The sequence below is a fragment of the Pseudomonas atagonensis genome, assembly GCF_011369485.1.
In the GTDB taxonomy this organism is placed as follows: domain Bacteria; phylum Pseudomonadota; class Gammaproteobacteria; order Pseudomonadales; family Pseudomonadaceae; genus Aquipseudomonas; species Aquipseudomonas atagonensis.
The window spans coordinates 72,047-94,887 of the sequence record NZ_VXCA01000006.1; the positions used below are offsets into that span (position 1 = coordinate 72,047).

A 22,841-nucleotide genomic window follows, 5' to 3' on the forward strand; every position below is an offset into this window, starting at 1 on the left:
TCCCGAGGTCAGCCCCATGTCCCTTTCTGTGTATATCTTGCGGCCCGTAACTGTCGGCGTGTTGCTGGCGGTGGCCGGTTGCGGCGTGTCTTCCAACCCGGAATCCGCTGCCGTGCCAGCCCCCGCTCAGCCTGTGCAGATGATTCAACAGGAAGCCGTGATGGCTGACAGCGCAGTAGCCAAGCGCGCGATCTACAAGATGCCGAATGCGGGCAGTGCGCCGATGCCGTTGCAGGAAAGTTATCCACAGGGCTATCGCAGCGAGCCGCGTGAGCAGTACCAATCGCTGGCCGATAACCCGATCCACAGCGTCGCTGAAACGCCGGTTTCTACTTTCAGCGCCGATGTCGACACGGGTGCTTACGCCAACGTCCGCCGCTTGCTCAATCAGGGCCGCCTGCCGCCGGAAGGCGCGGTGCGACTGGAAGAGATGGTCAATTACTTTCCCTACGATTACGCCTTGCCCAGCGATGGATCGCCGTTCGGCGTGACCACCGAACTGGCCGCGTCGCCGTGGAACCCGCACACCCGCCTGTTGCGCATTGGCATCAAGGCGTCCGACCGTGCGGTGGCGGAACTGGCCCCGGCCAATCTGGTGTTTCTGGTGGATGTTTCCGGGTCGATGGATCGCCGTGAAGGATTGCCATTGGTCAAAAGCACGCTGAAATTGCTCGTCGATCAGTTGCGCGAGCACGATCGCGTATCGCTGGTGGTGTACGCCGGCGAGTCGAGAGTGGTGCTGGAGCCAACGTCCGGACGAGAAAAAGCGAAAATTCGTACAGCCATCGAGCAATTGACCGCCGGTGGCTCGACCGCCGGCGCTTCCGGCATCGAACTGGCCTACCAAATGGCGCAACAGGCGTTCATCCCTAAAGGTATCAACCGCATTCTTTTAGCCACCGACGGTGACTTCAACGTCGGCATCAGCGACTTCGACAGCCTCAAGCAAATGGCTGTGGATAAACGCAAAACCGGAATCTCCCTGACCACCCTGGGTTTTGGTGTGGATAACTACAATGAACACTTGATGGAACAACTGGCCGATGCCGGCGACGGCAACTACGCCTACATCGACAACCTGCGCGAGGCGCGCAAGGTGCTGGTGGATCAACTCGGCTCGACCCTCGCCGTGGTGGCAAAAAACGTCAAGTTGCAGGTGGAGTTCAACCCGGCGCAGGTCAGCGAGTATCGTCTGCTCGGCTACGAAAACCGTGCTTTGCAAAGGGAGGATTTCAGCAATGACAAGGTCGATGCTGGCGAAATCGGTGCAGGACACACGGTGACTGCGCTGTATGAAATTATCCCGGCGGGGGAGAAGGGCTGGCTGGAGCCTCTGCGTTACGGTAAGTCGGAGCCGGCTGTTTCCGGGAAGAACGGAGAATTGGCGATGTTGCGTGTGCGTTATCAACAGCCTGAGGGTGGGAAAAGTCTGCTGATCGAGCGCCCGATTGCCAATGAAGTCGCGCAGCCCAGTGAAGACCTGCGCTTTGCAGCCGCCGTCGCCGCGTTTTCCCAGCAGCTCAAGGACGGTCGCTACACCGGCGATTTCAGCCTGAAAGACACCGAAACGCTGGCCCGAGGTGCACGGGGTGATGATCGCTTCGGTCTGCGCAACGAGTTTGTGCAACTGGTTGAACTGGCGCAGAGTCTGCGCAGCGCAACCTTATCGAATGCGCAGCCCACTGAACGACGGATTGAATAAGTGAGTCGTCTGAAAGGCTTCATTTCTCAGCTGTTTGCTGCGCCAGACAGCCCGATCGCCAGCAGCGATGAATCGCTGCTGGCGCGTTACCGCGAGGGCGACAGTGCCGCGTTCGAGATCCTGTACGCCCGCCATCGCCAGGGTTTGTATCGGTTTCTGCTCGGATTGAGCGGCAAACCGGAACTGGCTGACGAGGTCTTTCAGGAAACCTGGTTGAGCCTGATTCGCAGCACCAGCCAGCCACAAGGCCGAGCGACATTTCGTACGTGGCTGTTCCAGATTGCCCGCAATCGTCTGATTGATCACTGGCGCAAACACGGCGCCCAACAACCGCTGCACGACAGCTACGATGAACAGGTTCACGCTGTCAGCGATGAGTCGACCGACCCTGCGGAACAGCTGAACCTCAGCCGCGACAGTCAGCGCCTGGAAAACGCTCTGCAAAACCTGCCCGCTGACCAGCGCGAAGTGTTTCTGCTGCGCGCCCACGGCGACCTCGACCTGGCACAAATCGCCAGCCTCACCGAAACACCGCTGGAAACCGTCAAGAGCCGCTTGCGCTACGCCCAGCAAAAACTGCGTCGGCTGCTGGCCGAGGAGGTACTGACATGAACGACGCCCGCCAGACACCCGAAGAACAACTGCTCAAGCACTATCGTGAGCAACAAGGCAGCGAACCGCCTGCGCACCTCGATGCGTTGATCCTTAATGCTGCGCATCGCAATGTCCCGGCGCCGAAATCAGGCCTTTGGCAACGCTGGCTCGACGCCTGCCGCCAACCGCGCTGGCAAGTCGCGTTCGCCAGCGTAGTGGGTGTGGCCCTGATGTTATCGCTGGTGCAACGCACACCCGAGTCGCTGACTCGATACGAATACACCCCGGCCCCCAGCCTCTCGGTACCCATGGCCGAACCGGGTGGCGCGCAACTGCACCGCTTGTCTGCACCGGCAGCCCCTCGGCCCGCACCTGCGCCGATGATGGAAATGGCTGCGCCAATGCAAAGCGAAGCGTTCAGCGCCGACACTGCCGACGAACCCAAAACCGCGAAACGCGCTGCGGCCCCGGCCAATGGTCTCGATGAACAACTGCGCGAAGTTCTGCGTTTGCGTGAAGCAGGTCAAGCGCAAGCCGCTGATACGCTGTATAAAAATCTGCACAAACGCTACCCGAACACCGACCTCGACGCCCGACTCGAACAGTTGCAAAAAAAATGAGCGCCCTGATCCGCCCGCCATTTGGCATTGCCCGGCAAAAACGCGCACTATCGGCCCATAGCTGAAGCGCTGGAGAACACCGTGGCACCAAAAATCGACCGCATCGCCCAACTCCTCAATTGCCCGGAAAAGGGCGAGCAGATGCGGCGCGCGATTACTGAGGCGCGTAAGGAGTTTCTGCTGGGTCAGTCGGAAGAAGACGTCGTTGAGGAAGACGAGGTTTTTGAGGAGGAAGACGACGAGGATGAGGATTATGATGAATTCGATTGGACGACGGAGTGACGCGCGTTTGTTCAGTAATTCGGTCAAGCCGGATAACGTCGGATAAAACCGTCGGCCACAAAAAAGCCCCGAACCATCACAGTCCGGGGCTTTCTCGTTTAAATCAATGGTGCACCAGGCGGGATTCGAACCCACGACCCCTGCCTTCGGAGGGCAGTACTCTATCCAGCTGAGCTACTGGTGCAGCGGGCGACATCATACCTAGGTCGGCTCGGGGCGTCCATGCCGGGTTTTGGCGGGTTTTGTCAGTGCGCGTGTCGGTTTGCGCGGGTGCATTCCATAAAGCTGTAACGTCCTGCAAAACCCTCGCTTGGCGCTTTTGCGGGGCTGTTCTATGGTTTTGCTGCGGCGGATGGTTTTTGCTCGTTGATCTGAAAATTCCAGCAAATGCGGGGTTTTTGTTCTTTTTTTCGAACGCCCTATTGTCCTTTAACCCCTTTGCTCCTACGATCCGTTTGAGATTTCAAACGCTCGTTGATCGGGTGTTGAAGCGCAGGTGTTTCGAGTCGTGCACGATTAATGCGCCTCACCCGTTCACTGATTTCCCTGACGGCAGCCTTGCGAGGCGCCTTTCTACAATCATAATTTGCTCCGCGCAGGCCGCGGTGCTGTTAAGGAAAGCCGACATGCAGCTTAAAGACACCCAGTTGTTCCGCCAGCAAGCCTTCATTGATGGCGCTTGGGTCGATGCGGACAACGGTCAGACGATCAAGGTCAACAACCCGGCCACCGGCGAAATTCTGGGTACCGTGCCGAAAATGGGCGCTGCCGAAACCCGCCGTGCCATTGAAGCCGCTGACAAAGCGCTGCCGGCCTGGCGTGCACTGACCGCCAAAGAGCGTGCCGGCAAGCTGCGTCGCTGGTTCGAACTGATGATCGAGAATCAGGACGACCTCGCTCGCCTGATGACCCTTGAGCAGGGCAAACCGCTAGCTGAAGCCAAGGGCGAAATCGTTTACGCCGCTTCGTTCATCGAGTGGTTCGCCGAAGAAGCCAAGCGCATCTACGGTGACGTGATTCCAGGCCACCAGCCGGACAAGCGCCTGATCGTCATCAAGCAGCCGATCGGCGTGACCGCAGCGATCACCCCGTGGAACTTCCCGGCCGCGATGATCACCCGTAAAGCCGGCCCGGCCCTGGCCGCCGGTTGCACCATGGTGCTCAAGCCTGCTTCGCAAACTCCGTTTTCCGCTTTCGCACTGGCTGAACTTGCCCAGCGTGCCGGCATTCCTGCGGGCGTGTTCAGCGTGGTGTCCGGCAGCGCCGGCGACATCGGCAGCGAGCTGACCAGCAACCCGATCGTGCGCAAACTGTCCTTCACCGGCTCGACTGAAATCGGTCGTCAGCTGATGTCGGAATGCGCCAAGGACATCAAGAAAGTCTCGCTGGAACTGGGCGGCAACGCGCCGTTCATCGTGTTCGACGACGCAGATCTGGATAAGGCCGTCGAAGGCGCGATCATTTCCAAATACCGCAACAACGGCCAGACCTGCGTCTGCGCCAACCGTCTGTACATTCAGGATTCGGTCTACGACGCGTTCGCCGAGAAGCTGAAAGTGGCTGTGGCCAAGTTGAAGATCGGCAACGGTCTGGAAGACGGCACCACCACTGGCCCGCTGATCGACGAAAAAGCTGTCGCCAAAGTGCAAGAGCACATCGCTGACGCCGTGGCCAAAGGCGCCACCGTACTGGCCGGCGGCAAGCAAATGGAAGGCAACTTCTTCGAACCGACCATCCTCACCAACGTGCCGAAAAACGCTGCGGTGGCCAAGGAAGAAACCTTCGGTCCGCTGGCGCCGCTGTTCCGCTTCAAAGACGAAGCCGAAGTGATCGCGATGTCCAACGACACCGAGTTCGGTCTGGCCTCGTACTTCTACGCTCGCGACCTGGGCCGTGTGTTCCGTGTCGCTGAAGCGCTGGAATACGGCATGGTTGGTGTCAACACCGGGCTGATCTCCAACGAAGTCGCGCCGTTCGGCGGCATCAAGGCCTCGGGCCTGGGCCGCGAAGGCTCCAAGTACGGCATCGAAGATTACCTGGAAATCAAATACCTCTGCCTGGGCATCTAAGCCGGGAAAGGGATCGCTGCAAACGCAAAGGGCACGAGAGCGCTGTCCCTTTGCGTCGTTTCAAACCGGAATTTTCTCTGCGGCCGGAAACGCCGTGGCAGTCGATCATCGCATGCTGCCACCGCCGATTTCTCCCGCTTAATCCTTGAACCACGCCGCCCGATGAGCGGTGAATGAGGACTGTAATGAGCAAGACTAACGCTGAACTGATGGCCCGTCGTACCGCAGCTGTTCCACGTGGTGTGGGCCAGATTCACCCGATCTTCGCTGAATCGGCGAAGAACGCTACCGTGACTGACGTTGAAGGTCGTGAATTCATCGACTTCGCCGGCGGTATCGCTGTGCTGAACACCGGCCACGTGCATCCGAAAATCATCGCTGCCGTGACTGAACAGCTGAACAAGCTGACTCACACCTGCTTCCAGGTACTGGCCTACGAGCCGTACGTTGAGCTGTGCGAAAAAATCAACGCCAAGGTGCCAGGTGATTTCGCCAAGAAAACCCTGCTGGTGACCACCGGTTCCGAAGCTGTCGAAAACGCCGTGAAAATTGCCCGTGCCGCCACTGGCCGTGCCGGCGTGATCGCGTTCACCGGCGCTTACCACGGTCGCACCATGATGACCCTGGGCCTGACCGGTAAAGTCGTGCCTTACTCGGCCGGCATGGGCCTGATGCCAGGCGGCATCTTCCGCGCGCTTTACCCGAACGAACTGCACGGCGTGAGCATCGACGACTCGATCGCTTCCATCGAACGCATCTTCAAGAACGACGCCGAGCCGAAAGACATCGCTGCGATCATCATCGAGCCTGTTCAGGGTGAAGGTGGTTTCTACGTCGCACCTCAAGCATTCATGAAGCGTCTGCGCGCTCTGTGCGACCAGCACGGCATCCTGCTGATCGCTGACGAAGTACAGACTGGCGCTGGCCGTACCGGTACTTTCTTCGCCATGGAACAGATGGGCGTTGCTGCCGATCTGACCACCTTCGCCAAATCCATCGCTGGCGGCTTCCCGCTGGCCGGTGTTTGCGGCAAGGCCGAATATATGGACGCCATCGCTCCAGGTGGCCTGGGCGGCACCTACGCCGGTAGCCCGATCGCTTGCGCTGCTGCTCTGGCAGTGATGGAAGTATTCGAAGAAGAAAAACTGCTGGATCGCTGCAAGTCTGTTGGTGAGCGTCTGGTCACTGGCCTGAAAGCTATCCAGGCCAAATACCCGGTAATTGGCGAAGTCCGTGCTCTGGGCGCCATGATCGCCGTTGAGCTGTTTGAAAACGGCGACAGCCACAAGCCGAACGCTGCCGCTGTGGCATCCGTGGTGGCCAAGGCTCGCGACAAGGGCCTGATCCTGCTGTCCTGCGGCACTTACGGCAACGTGCTGCGTGTACTCGTACCGCTGACCTCGCCGGACGAGCAACTGGACAAAGGCCTGGCGATCATCGAAGAGTGCTTCTCCGAGCTCTGATCACCCAGTGTGACCTGATCGACAAAAAACCCGCTTCGGCGGGTTTTTTTACGCCCCTTGAAACACATCGACCGCTTTAGCGCTGTATCGAATGGCCAGCATTGGCTAAGGTTCAGGCATTGCAAGGGAGAGCGTGCATGACTGCCGTTGAATTACCCGCCGTACCAAGAGTGCTGATTGCCGAGGCTGATCCGTGGTCTCGCGACCTGCTCAAGCAAGTCCTGCTGAACGTGCGTTGTGATGCGCGGCTGGATTTGTGCGCCGATGGCCAACAAGCCATGTCGATGCTCAGCGAAATTCCCTATGACCTTGCCATCGTCGACTGGGAGTTGCCCGGTGTCGATGGCTTGAGCGTTTTACGCAGCGTGCGTCAGCGCAAACGCAATCCGCCGCTGCCATTCATTCTGATGAGCAGCCGCAACGACAGCGCCAGCGTGCGCGAAGCCATACCACTGGCGCCCACGGCGTACCTGACCAAACCGCTGAACATGGAAAGCCTGACCGAGCGTTTGCAGGGGTTGCTGCTCAATGCGGGCGAAGAAGTATTTTGCGAAGTGCCAGCGCTGGCACCGGGCATGACCTTGTCGGTGTTCCTTGAGCGGCGTCGTGAGCAGGCAGATGGCGCGCCGTTGATGACCGATGTGCAGGTGGCGGTGAAACGCAGCCTCAATCCCAGCGGACTCGATCTGAAGCTGCTGGAAGATGAGATCAAAACCGATCCACAAATCACGGCAGTGCTGATTGCCGCTGCCAACAGCGCCGCGCAACACCATGGATCGCCGGTGCAGACGCTGGCACAGGCGCTGCATCGGCTGGGCACCGGGCAAAGCATGAATCTGATTCTGGGGCTGGCGCTCAAGCGCAGCGCCAAACTCAGTGACCCGTGTCTGGCGGACTACGCCGAGCGTTATTGGGGGTTATCGCTGCACACGGCCGAATACGCCCGCACGCTGGCGCGCCTGTTGGATCTGGATCAGGAGCGCTGTTACTGCGCGGGCATGCTTCATCGACTCGGCGATCTGGCATTGCTGCGCTGTTTGCAGGAGTGGCAGCAGGCCGGAGGTGCGCTGGATGAGCTGGAAGAAGTGGGCGAAGCACTGGCGGAGTTTGGTGCGGCTTACGGTTCGGCGCTACGCACGCGTTGGCGCTTGCCGCTGGAGCTGCGTGAGTTGATTGCCTCGGTGTATCAGCTCGGTGGCGGGGTGTATTCCCGTGAGGCGCTGGTGATGAACATGGCGGCGCAGATGGCGCGCCTGACCGAGCATGAAGGTGTTGAGGAGCTGGCGAGGAGTCGCACGGCGCGGTTGCTGAAGATCGGTTTGCCGGAGCTGATGCGGATGCGCAAATAATCTGACTTACGCAAATCTCCTACAATGGATCTTTGTGTAGCTGAGATACGGGTCAGGCAGAAATGATGCGGTTTTTGCCTTGGCGTTTCGCTTCGTACATCGCCGCATCTGCGCGTGCGAACAGGCTGTCGAGGCTTTCATCGTCCGGGGTGAGGCTGGTCAGACCCTGGCTGACGGTGATGCCGAAGGTCTGGCCGTGATGGTTGAAGCTCAAACGCTGAATCTCGTGCTGCAAGCGTTCCGCCACCTGCATTGCCATGTCCGGGGCACAGCCGGGAAACACGGCGGCAAACTCTTCCCCGCCAATGCGCCCGAACAGATCGCCCCGACGTAATGACACGCGGCCGCACTCGGCAATCCGCTGCAGCACGTTATCGCCTTCGGGGTGGCCGTAGCTGTCGTTGATCATTTTGAAGTCATCGATATCCAGAAGCAGAAACGCCATTGGCGAGCCTTGCAGGCGCGCCTCTTCGAACTCCCGGTGAGCGCATTCGAAAAAGTGTCGGCGGTTGCTGCTTTGGGTCAGCACGTCGGTGGTGGCCAGGCGTTGCAGCTCGGTTTCCATCTGCTTCTTGTCGGTGATGTCCTCGGCGATGCCGACGATGATTACCGGTTGCCCCGGTTCGTCCTGGCGGTTGATGAAGCACTTGTCGCTGAGCCAGCGCAACTGGCCGTCGGCGGCGATGATCCGGTATTCGCGATCTTCCACGGCGCCTTTGTGCAGGACTTCAGCGAGGCTGCGTTCGGCGTAGTCGAGATCGTCGGGATAAATGCTGTCACGCCACTGGTTGTAGTCGGCGAGCAGCAGGCCTGCGGAACGACCGAAAATCCGTTCGTAGGCAGGGCTGACGTAAAGCACTTGGCGGGTTTCCCAGTTGAACGCCCAGAGCACGGCGTTGACGCTGACCAGCAGCGAGCTGAACAGTTGCTCGCGCTCACTCAGGCGGGCGACTTCGCCTTGGGCGTGCATCAACGCCATCAGGGTTTGTGCGGCCTCGGGCCATTGCGTAAGGGATGAGTCTTTTTGATTGTTGTTGACCATCGACACGGATCTCAAAGGGCGTGCCGATCAGTCGACAACGGCCACGGGACAGCCCGCCGGGGGTGGCGAAGTGTCTTTGAGATAGGGGATTTGTTGCTTAGTTCCGAAGGGTGCACCCGGGAGACCGGGTGCACCGATCAACGGCATCAGACCGCTGCAGGACGCAACGAGTAGGTTTTCAACTGGTCAGCGAATTCGCGCAGGGACTGGATGCCACTGGCTTCGGCTTCGTGAATCCATTCCTTGATGGCGGCGAGCATGTCGTGGCCATTTGCGCTGGTCTTGACCCAGATCTGCTGCAGCGCCAGGCGTTTTTCGTAAATTACCTTCAGCGCCTGGCTGTGTTCGAGCATGTTCTGGATGCGCGCGTGGTGACGATCTTCCAGCAGGCTGGTTTCCCGCGAGAGCAGACGTTTGGCGCGGTGGAACTGGTGGCGCACCGAATGATCGACCTTGGCCAGTTCCTGCTTGACCAGCGGGCCGATCACCAACTTGCGGTACTGGGCCATGATCTGAAAGCGGTTGTTGAGGATCGCCATGGCGGTGTCCATGTCCAGATTGCCTTTGCCTTCGACCCGGTGGGCAATCGGCGCGACACGCTGCACTTTGGCCAGACGCAGGAAACTGAAGACTTTGATCCACGCCCAACCGAGGTCGAACTCCCACTTCTTCACCGACAGCTTGGCCGAGTTAGGGTAGGTGTGATGGTTGTTGTGCAGCTCTTCGCCACCGATCAGGATGCCCCACGGCACCAGATTGGTCGCTGCGTCACGGCATTCGAAGTTGCGATAGCCGACCGCATGGCCCAGACCGTTGATCACGCCGGCAGCCCACACCGGAATCCACATCATCTGGATCGCCCAGATGGTGATACCGATGGTGCCGAACAGCAGCAGGTCGATGACGCCCATGATCGCCACACCCAGCAACGGATAAGGGGTGTAAACGTTGCGCTCGATCCAGTCTTCTGGGCAGTTCTTGCCGTAGATGCGCAGGGTTTCCGGGTTCTGCGCTTCGGCGCGATACAGCTCGGCGCCGGTACGCAGGACGGTGGACAAACCCTTGATGACCGGGCTGTGCGGGTCGTCTTCGGTTTCGCATTTGGCGTGGTGTTTACGGTGGATCGCAGTCCACTCGCGGGTGTTCTGCGCCGTGGTCAGCCACAGCCAGAAGCGGAAGAAATGTTTCAGGCCGGCATTCAGCTCCAGGGAGCGATGGGCCGAGTAACGGTGCAGATAGACCGTGACGGCTACAATCGTCACGTGGGTCATCAGCAGGGTGACAGCGACCAGTGACCAGGCCGACAAGCCAAGAAAACCTTCGTACCACATAGGCTATAGGGCCCTCGATAAAGATAAAAACAGCCGTTGCATTATCACCAAGCACACAGATAAAACCAGTCGCCCTTTCAGATAAGAGTCGCTGGATGTTTCTTGACCTATAATTCCAACCTTTTTGTAGGGACATGGACAGCCGAATGTCTGCCACTTATCGCGATGCCTTGCGTGCAGCGCTGCTTTATCTCGTGCTTGCCGCCGCGTGGCTGCTGGGTACTGATCATTTATTAAACAGTTTCTTCGATAACTCCGCCGATCTTGCGCGATGGCAACTGATCAACGGTTATGTCTTTGCGGCGCTCAGCGCCGGGCTGATTTTTCTCGCACGGGCGCGTTTGTGTGAATTCCTCGGGATTGGTGCGCGATTGCGCGAGCGACACGCCGACCGCGAACGCCTGCGTCAGGCCGCCGCCGTGTTCGATTGCACCCGTGAAGGGGTGTTGGTCACCAACCACCAAGGGCTGATTGTTCACGTGAACCGCGCGTTCATGGAGATCACCGGTTATCAGCGAGAAGAAGTCCTCGGCCAGCAGCCAAGCCTGTTCAAGTCCGGACATCATCCGCCGGATTTCTATCAGGCGATGTTCGCCACGCTGGCGGCGCACGGCGAATGGAGCGGCGAGATCTGGAATCGCCGCAAAAGCGGCGAAATCTATCCACAGTGGCAGACCATCCGCGTCATTCACGATGATCAGGGTCGGCTCAGCCATTACGTGGCGGTGTTCTCCGACATCAGTGCGATCAAGGACTCCGAACACGAACTCAAACACCTGGCCCACCATGACCCGTTGACCGATCTGCCCAATCGCCTGCTGTTCAGCGACCGCGCCGAGCAGGCGTTGGCCTCGGCGCAGATCCACAAGCGCGGCTGTGCGTTGCTGATGCTCGATCTGGATCACTTCAAATTGATCAACGACAGCCTCGGGCACAACGTCGGAGATCGCTTGCTCAAGGCTGTGGCGGCGCGCTTGCAGGCGTTGTTCGGGCCGGGGATCACGCTGGCGCGACTGGGCGGCGACGAGTTCGCGGTACTCGCGGAAAGTTGTCCACAGCTAGTGCAGGCGGCGGCACTGGCCCAGCGCATTCTCGATGCGTTGAAGGAGCCGTTCTGCATTGATGGCCACGAACTGTTCATCAACGCCAGCATCGGTATCAGCCTGTTTCCCAGTGATGCGCTGAGCGCCGATCAACTGTTGCGTAACGCCGATGCGGCGCTGTTCAAAGCCAAGGGCAGTGGACGCAACGGCTACGCGCTGTACACCGAAGAACTCACCGCCCATGCGCAACAGCGGGTCGAAATCGCCTTCGAACTGCGCCGCGCACTGGAGCAACAGGAACTGCGCGTCTATTACCAACCGGTGCATGACCTGCGCACCAGCCGCCTGATCGGCGTCGAGGCGCTTGTGCGTTGGCAGCATCCGCATCGGGGTCTGGTGTCGCCGGCGGAATTTATTCCGATTGCCGAGCGCACTGGGCTGATCGCTGAAATCGACGCCTGGGTGATGCGTCAGGCGTGCCTGCAGATGTGTCAGTGGCAGCAGGCCGGGGTCGTGCTGTCGTTTGTCGCGGTGAATGTTTCGTCACGATTGTTCGCCCGACGTGAGCTGTATCAACAGGTGGCGCAGGTGCTGCGCGACACCGGCCTGGACCCGGCGTATCTGGAGCTGGAAGTGACCGAGAGCGCGGTGATGGATGATCCGGAGGTGGCGCTGGAGCAAATGCATCGTCTGCGTGAGTTGGGTATTCGTCTGGCCATCGATGACTTTGGCACCGGTTATTCGTCGCTGCTACGGCTCAAGCGTTTGCCGGTGCAAAAGCTCAAGATCGATCAGGGCTTTGTCGCCGGATTGCCGTGGGACGAGGATGACGCAGCGATTGTCCGGGTAATCATCGCCCTGGCCCGCAGCATGGGTATGCAGGTGCATGCCGAGGGGATCGAGCAGGTCGAACAGGCGGCGTTTTTGCTCGAGCAGGAATGTGATCTGGGGCAGGGGTACTGGTTTGGACGGCCGAGTCCTGCGCAGGAAATTGATTGGTCGCGCGCACCCTTTATCGGTTGAAACGAATCTGTGGCGAGGGGATTTATCCCCGTTGGACTGCGCAGCAGTCGCCAATTTTTCAGGGTCGCTTCGCCACCCAACGGGGATAAATCCCCTCGCCAAAGGGCTAACTGTCGCTCTCGAAGGCGCGCAAACCCTTGCCCCATCACATAATGTTTTCTAGTTATATAAACATTCTTAAATAGTCTTTTTAAGAATATCTGCGCCTCTCTTATATTGCTCCCACGCCGAACGCAGTGCCGCCCACTGCCAGGCAAATCCCATTCAAAGGAGCAGCACCATGAGCGCATCCCTGCGTAGCGTTGACGGTCAGGACGAAACCACCATTTTGCGTGAAATCCAGAGCGCCCTGCGCGATCTGCGGTTTGGCGCGGTGGAGATCACTGTGCACAACGCGCAAGTCGTGCAGATCGAACGCAAAGAGAAATTCCGCTTGCAGCAACCGGGCAAGCAGCCGGGCTAAAAGATCTCAGCCTGCGTCAGCTCTTGCGGGGAGCTTGAGGCGGGAGCTGCCGAAGGCTGAGATCTTCGAACCGGCACCACGATTTGCGCAATTCATAAGAAAAAGCCACCACCAGGAATTCCAGGAGCTTTCACCATGTCGTCGATTCGCCGTTACGCTTTGGCCGCTCTGGCCAGCGCAGTGTTTGCCGGTTCCGCAGTTGCCAAGGATTACGAACTGCTCAATGTGTCGTATGACCCGACCCGTGAGCTGTATCAGGATTACAACGCCGAGTTCGTGAAGTACTGGCAAGCGCAGCATGCCGGCGACACGGTGAAAATCCAGCAGTCCCACGGTGGTTCGGGCAAACAGGGCCGCGCGGTCATCGACGGTCTGCGTGCCGATGTCGTGACGCTGGCGCTGGCCGGTGATATCGACGAAATCGCCAAACTCGGCAAGACCCTGCCGGCGGACTGGCAGAAGCGTCTGCCGGAAGCGAGCACGCCGTACACCTCGACCATCGTGTTCCTGGTGCGCAAGGGCAACCCGAAAGGCATCAAGGACTGGGGCGATCTGGTCAAGAACGATGTTTCGGTGATCACCCCGAACCCGAAAACCTCCGGCGGTGCACGCTGGAATTTCCTCGCGGCGTGGGCTTATGGCCTGAAAGCCAACGGCGGTAACGAAGCCAAGGCAAAGGAATACGTACAAACCCTGTTCAAGCACGTGCCGATTCTCGACACCGGCGCCCGTGGTTCGACCATCACCTTCGTCAACAACGGTCAGGGTGACGTGTTGCTGGCCTGGGAAAACGAAGCCTTCCTGGCGCTGAAGGAAGACGGCGGCAAGGACAAGTTCGACATCGTCGTACCGTCGCTGTCGATCCTCGCCGAACCACCGGTGGCCGTGGTCGACAAGAACGCCGAGAAGAAGGGCAACGAGCAGATCGCCGAAGCCTATCTGAAGCACCTGTACAGCCCGGCCGGCCAGGAAATCGCCGCGAAGAATTTCTACCGTCCACGTGACAAGGACGTGGCGGCCAAGTACGCCGAGCAGTTCCCGAAACTGGAACTGGTGACCATCGACAAAGACTTCGGCGGCTGGAAAACCGCGCAGCCGAAATTCTTCAACGACGGTGGCGTGTTCGACCAGATCTATCAGGCGCAGTAATCTCACCCTTACCAGCCTGATGTCTGGGCACATGAGATGTGGGAGTGAGCTTTTGTGGTGAGGGGATTCATCCCCGATGGGTTGCGCAGCAGCCCCGGAATCAAAGATTGCGGTTGATCAGTTAGACCGCATTTAATGGTTTTGGGGCAGCTTCGCTGCCCAACGGGGATAAACCCCCTCGCCACAGGGTTCGCTCCCACATTGATGCGTTTTTAACCAAGGACTTTTATGTCGCGTCGTATCTCCCCCGTCATACCCGGCTTCGGGCTGACGCTGGGTTACACCTTGGTGTACCTCAGCCTGATTGTGCTTATCCCGCTGGCGGCGATGTTCGTCCACGCCGCCCAACTTACCTGGGATCAGTTCTGGACGATCATCTCCGCACCGCGGGTGCTGGCGGCATTGAAGCTGAGCTTCGGCACTGCGCTGTGCGCCGCGATCATCAACGGCATCATCGGTACGTTGCTGGCGTGGGTGCTGGTGCGCTACACGTTCCCGGGGCGCAAGGTCATCGACGCGATGATTGATCTGCCGTTTGCATTGCCGACGGCCGTCGCCGGTATTGCGCTGACGGCTCTGTACGCGCCGGCCGGTCTGGTCGGCCAATTCGCCGCCGACCTCGGTTTCAAGATCGCCTACACCCCGCTGGGCATCACTCTCGCGCTGACCTTCGTGACCCTGCCTTTCGTAGTGCGCACGGTGCAACCGGTGCTGGCCGACATTCCCCGTGAAGTCGAAGAAGCCGCCGCGTGCCTCGGTGCGAAGCCGTGGCAGGTGTTCCGCCATATTCTGGTGCCGGCGCTGCTGCCCGCCTGGCTGACCGGTTTTGCCCTGGCGTTCGCCCGTGGCGTTGGCGAATACGGTTCGGTGATTTTCATCGCCGGCAACATGCCGATGAAAACCGAAATCCTGCCGCTGCTGATCATGGTCAAACTCGATCAATACGACTACACCGGCGCCACGGCCATCGGCGTGCTGATGCTGGTGGTTTCCTTCGTCCTGTTGCTGCTGATCAACTTGCTGCAGCGGCGCATCGAAACCCCATAAGGAGGCGCGAACCATGTCCCAATCGTCTATTGCGGCCGCCTCTTCGGCCAACGCTGCACGCCGTGGCAGCGCCACGTCGCGCAGAGTCCTGATCGGCCTTGGCTGGCTGATTTTTTTCCTGTTTCTGCTGCTGCCGTTGTTCATCGTGGTGTCGCAAGGTTTGAAGAACGGCCTCGGCGCGTTCTTCACTGCGATCTTTGAACCGGATGCTTTATCGGCACTGAAACTCACCGTGTTCGCCGTGCTGATTTCGGTGCCGCTCAACCTGGTGTTTGGTGTCAGCGCCGCGTGGTGCGTGAGCAAATACTCGTTCCGCGGCAAGAGCATGCTGGTGACGCTGATCGACCTGCCGTTTTCGGTGTCGCCGGTGATCGCAGGTTTGGTCTACGTGCTGATGTTCGGCGCCCAGGGTCTGTTCGGGCCGTGGCTGCAGGATCACGACATCCAGATCGTCTTCGCCCTGCCGGGCATCGTGCTGGCGACGATTTTCGTCACCGTGCCGTTCGTGGCCCGTGAGCTGATCCCGCTGATGCAGGAACAAGGTACACAGGAAGAGGAGGCCGCGCGTCTGCTCGGCGCCAATGGCTGGCAGATGTTCTGGCACGTCACCGTCCCCAACATCAAATGGGGCCTGATCTATGGCGTGGTGTTGTGTACTGCGCGGGCCATGGGTGAGTTCGGTGCGGTGTCGGTGGTGTCCGGGCACATTCGCGGGGTGACCAACACCTTGCCGCTGCACGTCGAGATCCTCTACAACGAATACAACCACGTGGCCGCGTTCGCTGTGGCGAGCCTGTTGCTGATCCTGGCGCTCTTCATCCTGCTGCTCAAGCAGTGGAGCGAAAACCGTATCAACCGCCTGCGCGCCAGCGCCGCGGAGGAATAATTCATGTCGATCGAAGTGCGTAACGTCAGCAAGAATTTCAATGCGTTCAAGGCGCTGGACAACATCAGCCTGGACATCCACAGCGGTGAACTGGTGGCGCTGCTCGGCCCGTCCGGCTGCGGCAAGACTACTTTGCTGCGGATTATCGCCGGTCTGGAAACCCCGGATAACGGCAACATCGTGTTCCACGGCGAAGACGTGTCTGGCCACGACGTGCGCGATCGCAACGTCGGTTTCGTATTCCAGCACTACGCCTTGTTCCGCCACATGACCGTGTTCGACAACGTCGCGTTCGGCCTGCGCATGAAACCGAAAAACCAGCGCCCGAGTGAAAGCCAGATCGCGACCAAGGTTCACGAGCTGCTGAACATGGTGCAGCTGGACTGGCTGTCGGATCGTTATCCGGAGCAACTGTCCGGCGGCCAGCGTCAGCGTATCGCCCTGGCCCGCGCTCTGGCGGTCGAGCCGAAAGTGCTGCTGCTCGACGAGCCGTTCGGCGCCCTCGACGCCAAGGTGCGTAAGGAGCTGCGCCGCTGGCTGGCGCGCCTGCACGAAGATATCAACCTGACCTCGGTGTTCGTGACCCATGACCAGGAAGAGGCGATGGAAGTCGCCGACCGTATCGTGGTGATGAACAAGGGCGTGATCGAACAGATTGGCTCACCGGGCGACGTCTACGAAAATCCGGCCAGTGATTTCGTCTATCACTTCCTCGGCGATTCCAACCGCTTGCTGCTGAGCGACGACAACCACGTGCTGTTCCGTCCGCACGAAGTGTCCCTGTCCAGGCATGAGCTGGAAGATCACCACGCCGCTGAAGTGCGTGATATCCGCCCCCTGGGCGCGACCACGCGGGTGACGTTGAAGGTCGAAGGACAGACCGATCTGATCGAAGCCGAAGTGGTGAAAGACCACGACAGCCTGATCGGCCTGGCCAGGGGCGAAACCCTGTTCTTCAAACCGAAGGTCTGGCAGAAAGTCGCCAGCCTTTAAAGTCAAAAGCTTCGCGAGCAAGCCCTCTCCCACAATTGGAACGCATTCCAGAATGTGGGAGCGGGCTTGCTCGCGAAAGCTATTTAGACAGCCGCACGATTAGGATTGACCCGCACCACCCCCGCCCGCGCCTCGATCTGCTCTTTCAGTTCATGCCGCAGACCGAGCATGAAAGCCAACTCGGCCACCACAAACAGCGGCCCCACAATCAACCCGCTCACATCATCGACAAACGCCGGCTTGCGCCCCTCGTAGTGATGCCCGACAAACTGGATCGCCCAACCGATCACAAACATCGCCAGGCCGCTGCTCAGCCAGACCAGAGTGCTCTGCTGCGCCAGGACATGCCCGGCCCAGACCGACAAGCCCATCAGCACTGTCATCAGCACCCCAAGCTTCACTTCCAGGCGCAGATAAAACCACGCCGAGGCCAGCGCCAGCAGTACGGCTGGTGAAATCCACAATCCACCCAGCGACCACTCCGGACGCGACAACAGAACTGCGACCGCCACCACAATCAGCGGAATGCCGATAAAGTGGCTGGCGATGTTGCGCGGGTCGCGGTGGTAGGCGGCGTATTGACTCAAATGATCGACGAGGCTTTTCATTGTTGTTCCTCCTGTAGGGTGAGCGCAGCATGCCCCGGGTTCAGCGTTCGCTCTGTCAGGCAGGCGACAATTAGGAGTGTTCATGGATAAGCGTGCACGGCTGCTGAGCGGTCAGTGGTTCAGTCATCTGCCCGAACTCTTTCAGGATAGCCTGCTGGCGGCGGCCCGGGAGCGACGGCTGACGGCGGGGCAGCGACTGTTTCAGCGTGGCGATCCACCGTGCGGTCTGTACGCGGTGCTCGATGGCGCCGTGCGTATCGGCGCGGTGAGCGAGCAGGGTAAGGAAGCGTTGCTGAGCCTGGTTGAGGCGCCGCATTGGTTCGGCGAAATCTGTCTGTTCGATGGTCAGCCGCGCACCCATGACGCCTACGCGGTGGGGCCGTGCACGTTGCTCAATATCCCGCAGGCGCCACTGCTGAAATTGCTCGACGAGCATCCGCTGTACTGGCGGCACCTGGCGCTGTTGATGAGCCACAAGCTGCGCCTGACGTTTATCAATCTCGAACAACTGAGCCTGCTACCGGCGCCGGCGCGTCTGGCCCACCGCCTGCTGATGATCGCCGAAGGCTATGGCGAGCTCGATCCGCCCCGCCGGGTGCTGCAACTGCCGCAAGAGCAACTGGCGTCGATGCTGTCGCTGTCGCGGCAGACCACCAATCAGATTCTCAAGGACTTGCAGGGGCAAGGGATTATCGGCTTGGGGTACGGCGAGATCGAGATCCTCGACGCAGTGCGATTGCGGGCTCTCGCAACAATCTGACGGACACCTATAACCCCCTGTGGGAGTGGGCTTGCTCGCGAAAGCGGTGTGTCAGCCAACACATCATGAACTGACACACAGTCTTCGCGAGCAAGCCCGCTCCCACATTGGATCGATGCTGTTCTTACGATCCGCGATAGGTCGAGAAGCCATAAGGGCTGAGCAGCAACGGGATGTGGTAATGCTGGTCGGTCTGTTTCACTTCAAAGATCACCGGAATCTCCGGGAAAAACGTCTCATGTCTGGCCTTCTTGAAATACTCGCCAGTCTTGAACACCACGCGGTATTCACCCGCCTCAAAAGGCTGTTTGGCCGGGAACAATTCGGCAATCCGCCCTTGTTCATTGGTCGTGCCTTGGGCCAGTGCTTGCCAGTTCTCACCGACATGCTTTTCCAGGGTCACGTCGATGCCCGGCGACGGCAGGCCGCTTTCCAGATTGAGCACGTGCACGCTCAACGGGTTGCCAGCGGCCAGTGCAAGGCTTGAGACGGCACTCAGGCCGAGCGCGGCAAGGGTCATGCGCAAAGTCGTCATGGATGAAACTCCTTATTGGGAACGGGTGGTGGCCAGACCGGTTTTCTCGGCTGCCTTGATCGCACAGATTTCGTCTTGCTCACCGCCACCGGAACCGGCGACGCCCATGGCGCCAACCAGTTCGTTCGCGGCGAACAGCGGGATCCCGCCGCCGAGCAAAAGCAGCTCGCCGAGGGTGTTGAGGTTGGCGGTTTCCGGGTTGCTGCGGGCGCGCTCGGCGAACAACCGGGTAGGGGTTTTCGTCGACAGCGCGGTGTAGGCCTTGCGCTGACTCGCAGCGGTGTTGTGCGGGCCGACACCGTCGCCGCGCAAGGTGACGAGCAGGTTGCCGCCCCGATCCAGTACCGACACCGTACCGATGCAGTTGCTCATCGCCGTATCGGCCAGCAACCGGGCGGTTTTCAGGTCGAGATCGGCGTGGCGCGGCAGTTCCGGCGCCGCGAAAACGCTGGCGCTGAGGCCGACGACCAGGCTGGCGAGAAGATATTTGACGGTCATGGACAGGCTCCGAAAGCTAAGGACGCCACCTTAGCCGCGTCACTTCGTCAGAACCTCGTCAGTCGGATTACAAGTTTGTAATGGGCAACGCCGCCGAAGGCGCCTAGCCTGTGTGCCTGATCAATCGAGGTGTGCCATGCGTTTGCTGGTCGTAGAAGATGAAGCCAAAACCGCGAATTTCCTCGCCAAGGGCCTGGGTGAATCCGGATTTGCCGTGGACGTGGCGCTCAATGGCCTCGACGGGCGTTATTTCATCGAGCAGCAGGCATACGACCTGATCATCCTCGACGTGATGCTGCCGGGCCTCAACGGCTGGCAATTGCTGCAACTGATCCGCCAGCGCGGCGCCACGCCGGTTCTGTTTCTGACCGCCAAGGACGCCATCGAAGACCGCGTGCGCGGCCTCGAACTGGGTGCCGACGACTATTTACTCAAACCATTCGCCTTTGCCGAATTGCTCGCGCGAGTGCGCACGCTGTTGCGGCGCGGGCCGATGCGCGAGGCCGAGTCGTACAGCATCGCCGATCTGGAAATCGATGTGCTGCGCCGCCGCGTCAGTCGTGGTGGCCAGCGGATTGCCCTGACCAACAAGGAGTTTGCGTTGCTGCAATTGCTCGCCAGCCGTCAAGGTGAAGTGCTGTCGCGCACCCTCATCGCCTCGCAGGTGTGGAACCTGAACTTCGACAGCGACACCAACATGGTCGAAGTCGCGGTGCGGCGCTTGCGCGCGAAAGTCGATGATCCGTACATGCCGAAGCTGATCCACACCGTGCGCGGCGTTGGGTATCAACTGGAAGCGCCCGACGATGCGGGCTAGGTCGATCGCCTGGCGTCTGGCCCTGGCATTTGCGCTGGTCTGCGCTTTGGTCTTGAGCGCCATCGGGGTATTTCTCTACCGTTCGCTTGCCGCCGAAATTGCGTATCGCGACGACATGGCCCTGCTCGGGCGACTGGAGCAGGTGCGCGCCTTGCTCGCTGACAGCGACAGCCTCGACGCCTTGCAGGCGCGGCCACGGCTGTACCAGAACATGCTCGGCAATCTCGACAGCCTGCTGCTGGTGCGCCGCGCCGATGGTTCGAGTGTGATCGGCATCAACCCGCGCCAGCGTGAATTGCCGACTCTGAAGGCGATCCCGCGCGAGCAAACGCCGCAGCGCCGCGATGTGCTGACCTGGCAAGCGGCGGACGGCGCAGAACTGGCGTTGCTGTCCGGTGAAGCGCAGGGGCCGAACGGCGAACCGCTGACGGTGATTGCTGGCAAAGTGCTGAGCGAACGTGAGCAGATGCTCGGCAGTTATCGCCTGCGTTTGTATCTCTCAGTCGGGCTGGGCGCGGTGCTGGCGTTTGCGCTGGGGCTGGTGCTGCTGCGCCGTGGTCTGAAACCACTACGGCAATTGAGCGAAGCCGTGCGCGGCATCGATCTGCGCAGCCTTGATCAGCGTTTGCCCGCCGCCGGCACGCCCGCAGAATTGCTCGAGCCGGTGCAAGCGCTCAACGGCATGCTGGCGCGTCTGGACGACAGTGTGCAGCGCCTGTCGCAGTTCTCCGCTGACCTCGCCCATGAAATCCGCACGCCGCTGCACACCTTGCTTGCCAGCAACGGTCAGGCGCTGAACCACCCGCGCAGCACGGCGGAATATCAGGAAGTCCTGGCTTCGAACATGGAAGAGTTCGAGCGGCTCAAGCGCATGGCGGAAAACCTGATGTTCCTCGCTCGCGCCGAACAGGCCGAACGAGCGCTCAACCTGCAATCACTGGATCTGCAAAACGTCGGCAGCGAACTGTGCGATTACTTCGAAGCCCTGGCCGACGACCGCGACCTGCGCCTGGAAAACCATCTGCACGGCGCACTTCGCGCCGATCAGCAACTGCTGCAACGCGCCCTCGGCAACTTGCTGGCCAACGCCGTGCGGCATGCCGACCCCGGCACCTCGATCAGCCTGCGTCGACACGATGAGGTGGCCATGTGCTGGTTGCAGATTCACAACCATGGCCCGGCCATTGCGCCCGCGCATCTGGGCAAACTGTTCGACCGCTTCTACCGCGTCGATCCGGCCCGCGCTGAGCCCGGGGACTCCGGAGGATTGGGGCTGGCGATCGTGCGGTCGATCATGCAATTGCATGGCGGGGAGGTGCGGGTCAGGAGTGATGCTCTCGGCACTGTTTTTGAGTTGGGCTTCTCGGTGAACTGACTGCCGCCATCGCGAGCAGGCTCACGCCTACAATTGGAATGCATTCCCCCTGTAGGAGTGAGCCTGCTCGCGATGACGTCAGATCAGAAAAATCTGATTCTGGATCAGCGCAAGCCATCGCGAAACTGCCCCGGCGTGATCCCTGTCCAGCGCTTGAACGCGCGGCTGAAGCTGCTGGTGTCGGCGAAGCCGAGCAGGTAGCTGACTTCACTCAGCGAACACTGCGGATCACGCAGGTGCAGCAGCGCGAGGTTTTCGCGGCTTTCGTTGAGCAGCGTGTCGAAGCGACAACCTTCATCCGCCAGATGCCGTTGCAGGCTGCGCAGGCTCAGGTGCAACGCCTGGGCAATCCGCTCGGCACTCGGCTCACCTTCCGGCAATTGTTCTTCGATGGCGTCGCGCACTTTGCGCTCCCAGGTCAGTGGTTTGAGCTGGGCCATGGTGCGTTTGAGCACGGCTTCATTGTGCTCGGCGAGTTCGGGGTTGGCGTCGTCGAGGTGGCTGTCGAAGTCGGTGAGGGCGAATTCCAGACGGTCTTCAGTGCAGGCGAAATGCACGGGGGCGCGAAAGACTTTGTGCCACTGATGCGCATCGACAGGTTCCGGCCGACGCAGGTAAACCGCCAATGGTGCGTAGTCGCGACCCAGACGATTACGGCAGGTGCGCACGTAAATCGCGGCGAAGGCATCGATGGCTTCGAAGGCCGGTGCGGGATTGCCTGACGGAATTTTCAGACGGAACAGATAGCGGTCATCGCCGCGGCTCAGATCCAGCTCCAGCGCGTCGCTGACCACCGGGTGATAGCGCACGATACGTTCGAATACCTCACGCAAGCTGCCACTGGCGACCAAGGCATAACCGAGCGCGTGAAACGTGGTCGGGCTGACAAACCGCGACACCCGAAGGCCGATGGCCGGATCGCCGCTGGACTGCACCGCAAGCTCCCACAGGCGTGTGGTGCCGGACAGCGGATAACGCGCGTTCGGATCATCCATCAAGTCCGGGTCAAGCCCGGCCTGCTGGCACAGGGCAGTGCTGTCCAGCCCCAGCGCATCGAGTTGCTTGCGCAAGGCACGGGTCCAGCTGGCGAGGGAGGTCGGTTCCTTCATGCTGATTGGCGCTTCCGGTCAACAGGTTGGCGTTCTCGGCTACCGCGATTCGAACCCTTGCAGGGCAGGATGCGAACATCAAT

At 60.1% G+C, this 22,841-nt stretch carries 22 protein-coding genes and 1 tRNA gene; 16 read left to right on the forward strand and 7 right to left on the reverse strand.

All coding sequences use genetic code 11. From position 1 onward, the window contains the following. Positions 1-16: 16 nt before the first annotated feature. The 4 genes from F2P67_RS04710 to F2P67_RS04725 are packed head-to-tail and all read left to right on the forward strand — an operon-like array spanning position 17 to position 3,198. Positions 17-1,702, forward strand: a complete 1,686-nt coding sequence (locus tag F2P67_RS04710; RefSeq protein ID WP_166217961.1) for a vWA domain-containing protein — start codon at positions 17-19, stop codon at positions 1,700-1,702. Between the two features lie 30 nt (positions 1,703-1,732). Next, positions 1,733-2,314, forward strand: a complete 582-nt coding sequence (locus tag F2P67_RS04715; RefSeq protein WP_218583181.1) for an RNA polymerase sigma factor — start codon at positions 1,733-1,735, stop codon at positions 2,312-2,314. Beyond that, positions 2,311-2,916, forward strand: coding sequence for a hypothetical protein (locus F2P67_RS04720; protein ID WP_166217967.1), 606 nt, complete (start codon positions 2,311-2,313; stop codon positions 2,914-2,916). The genes F2P67_RS04715 and F2P67_RS04720 overlap by 4 nt, the downstream gene beginning before the upstream one ends. 21 nt (positions 2,917-2,937) lie before the next feature. Further along, complete coding sequence (locus F2P67_RS04725) at positions 2,938-3,198, forward strand: hypothetical protein (RefSeq protein ID WP_166217970.1); 261 nt, start codon at positions 2,938-2,940, stop codon at positions 3,196-3,198. 107 nt (positions 3,199-3,305) lie between these two features. On the opposite strand, the gene F2P67_RS04730 is transcribed toward F2P67_RS04725, so the two are convergent. After that, positions 3,306-3,382 (reverse strand) — tRNA-Arg (locus F2P67_RS04730). A gap of 442 nt (positions 3,383-3,824) precedes the next feature. Here F2P67_RS04730 and gabD point away from each other — a divergent pair. The 3 genes from gabD (at position 3,825) to F2P67_RS04745 (ending at position 8,079) form a co-directional block, all read left to right on the forward strand. Continuing rightward, positions 3,825-5,267 (forward strand): NADP-dependent succinate-semialdehyde dehydrogenase, encoded by a 1,443-nt coding sequence (gene gabD, locus F2P67_RS04735; protein WP_166217972.1) that lies wholly within the window; start codon positions 3,825-3,827, stop codon positions 5,265-5,267. Positions 5,268-5,452: 185 nt separating this feature from the next. After that, complete coding sequence (gabT, locus tag F2P67_RS04740; RefSeq protein WP_166217975.1) at positions 5,453-6,730, forward strand: 4-aminobutyrate--2-oxoglutarate transaminase; 1,278 nt, start codon at positions 5,453-5,455, stop codon at positions 6,728-6,730. Between the two features lie 137 nt (positions 6,731-6,867). Further along, the gene (locus F2P67_RS04745; RefSeq protein ID WP_166217978.1) at positions 6,868-8,079 is read left to right on the forward strand and encodes a response regulator; all 1,212 of its coding nucleotides are present in this window, start codon (positions 6,868-6,870) and stop codon (positions 8,077-8,079) included. 52 nt (positions 8,080-8,131) lie between these two features. On the opposite strand, the gene F2P67_RS04750 is transcribed toward F2P67_RS04745, so the two are convergent. Beyond that, entirely contained in the window at positions 8,132-9,121 is a 990-nt protein-coding gene (locus F2P67_RS04750; RefSeq protein ID WP_166217981.1) for a GGDEF domain-containing protein, read from the reverse strand. A gap of 146 nt (positions 9,122-9,267) precedes the next feature. Then, positions 9,268-10,452 (reverse strand): delta-9 fatty acid desaturase DesA, encoded by a 1,185-nt coding sequence (gene desA / locus F2P67_RS04755; RefSeq protein ID WP_166217984.1) that lies wholly within the window; start codon positions 10,450-10,452, stop codon positions 9,268-9,270. 146 nt (positions 10,453-10,598) lie between these two features. Here desA and dibA point away from each other — a divergent pair, with 146 nt between their 5' ends. The 6 genes from dibA to F2P67_RS04785 all read left to right on the forward strand — a co-directional run bounded on the left by dibA (position 10,599) and on the right by F2P67_RS04785 (position 17,056). Beyond that, positions 10,599-12,518 carry a phosphodiesterase DibA gene (dibA, locus tag F2P67_RS04760; RefSeq protein WP_166217987.1) on the forward strand — a complete coding sequence of 640 codons (1,920 nt, stop codon included), beginning with the start codon at positions 10,599-10,601 and terminating at the stop codon, positions 12,516-12,518. Positions 12,519-12,798: 280 nt separating this feature from the next. Then, positions 12,799-12,981, forward strand: coding sequence for a sulfur starvation response protein OscA (gene oscA / locus F2P67_RS04765; RefSeq protein ID WP_034151822.1), 183 nt, complete (start codon positions 12,799-12,801; stop codon positions 12,979-12,981). Positions 12,982-13,116: 135 nt separating this feature from the next. Beyond that, the gene (locus tag F2P67_RS04770; protein ID WP_166217990.1) at positions 13,117-14,130 is read left to right on the forward strand and encodes a sulfate ABC transporter substrate-binding protein; all 1,014 of its coding nucleotides are present in this window, start codon (positions 13,117-13,119) and stop codon (positions 14,128-14,130) included. A 228-nt stretch (positions 14,131-14,358) separates the two neighbouring features. Continuing rightward, positions 14,359-15,177, forward strand: a complete 819-nt coding sequence (gene cysT / locus F2P67_RS04775; protein ID WP_007917680.1) for a sulfate ABC transporter permease subunit CysT — start codon at positions 14,359-14,361, stop codon at positions 15,175-15,177. Positions 15,178-15,190: 13 nt separating this feature from the next. After that, positions 15,191-16,063: a sulfate ABC transporter permease subunit CysW gene (gene cysW, locus F2P67_RS04780; RefSeq protein ID WP_041477435.1), complete on the forward strand. Its 873-nt coding sequence runs from the start codon at positions 15,191-15,193 to the stop codon at positions 16,061-16,063. Between the two features lie 3 nt (positions 16,064-16,066). Next, complete coding sequence (locus F2P67_RS04785; protein ID WP_166217992.1) at positions 16,067-17,056, forward strand: sulfate/molybdate ABC transporter ATP-binding protein; 990 nt, start codon at positions 16,067-16,069, stop codon at positions 17,054-17,056. Between the two features lie 83 nt (positions 17,057-17,139). Here F2P67_RS04785 and F2P67_RS04790 read toward each other — a convergent pair whose 3' ends face one another. Further along, positions 17,140-17,664, reverse strand: a complete 525-nt coding sequence (locus tag F2P67_RS04790) for an Mpo1 family 2-hydroxy fatty acid dioxygenase (protein ID WP_166217995.1) — start codon at positions 17,662-17,664, stop codon at positions 17,140-17,142. Positions 17,665-17,746: 82 nt separating this feature from the next. Between F2P67_RS04790 and F2P67_RS04795 the strand changes: the two genes are divergently transcribed. Further along, the gene (locus F2P67_RS04795) at positions 17,747-18,424 is read left to right on the forward strand and encodes a Crp/Fnr family transcriptional regulator (protein WP_166217997.1); all 678 of its coding nucleotides are present in this window, start codon (positions 17,747-17,749) and stop codon (positions 18,422-18,424) included. A gap of 124 nt (positions 18,425-18,548) precedes the next feature. Here F2P67_RS04795 and uraH read toward each other — a convergent pair whose 3' ends face one another. Together uraH and F2P67_RS04805 are read right to left on the reverse strand one after the other, a co-directional pair. Continuing rightward, complete coding sequence (uraH, locus tag F2P67_RS04800; RefSeq protein WP_166218000.1) at positions 18,549-18,959, reverse strand: hydroxyisourate hydrolase; 411 nt, start codon at positions 18,957-18,959, stop codon at positions 18,549-18,551. Between the two features lie 12 nt (positions 18,960-18,971). Continuing rightward, positions 18,972-19,457, reverse strand: a complete 486-nt coding sequence (locus F2P67_RS04805) for a GlcG/HbpS family heme-binding protein (RefSeq protein WP_166218003.1) — start codon at positions 19,455-19,457, stop codon at positions 18,972-18,974. A gap of 136 nt (positions 19,458-19,593) precedes the next feature. On the opposite strand from F2P67_RS04805, the gene F2P67_RS04810 reads away from it, so the two are divergent. Further along, positions 19,594-20,274, forward strand: coding sequence for a heavy metal response regulator transcription factor (locus F2P67_RS04810; protein ID WP_166218006.1), 681 nt, complete (start codon positions 19,594-19,596; stop codon positions 20,272-20,274). Next, on the forward strand, positions 20,264-21,649 hold the full coding sequence (locus F2P67_RS04815) for a heavy metal sensor histidine kinase (RefSeq protein WP_166218009.1): 1,386 nt from the start codon (positions 20,264-20,266) through the stop codon (positions 21,647-21,649). Before F2P67_RS04810 ends, F2P67_RS04815 begins: the two co-directional genes overlap by 11 nt. A 104-nt stretch (positions 21,650-21,753) precedes the next feature. Here the strand turns inward: F2P67_RS04815 and F2P67_RS04820 are convergent, their stop codons facing one another. After that, on the reverse strand, positions 21,754-22,758 hold the full coding sequence (locus tag F2P67_RS04820; protein ID WP_166218012.1) for an AraC family transcriptional regulator: 1,005 nt from the start codon (positions 22,756-22,758) through the stop codon (positions 21,754-21,756). Between the last annotated feature and the right edge of the window lie 83 nt (positions 22,759-22,841).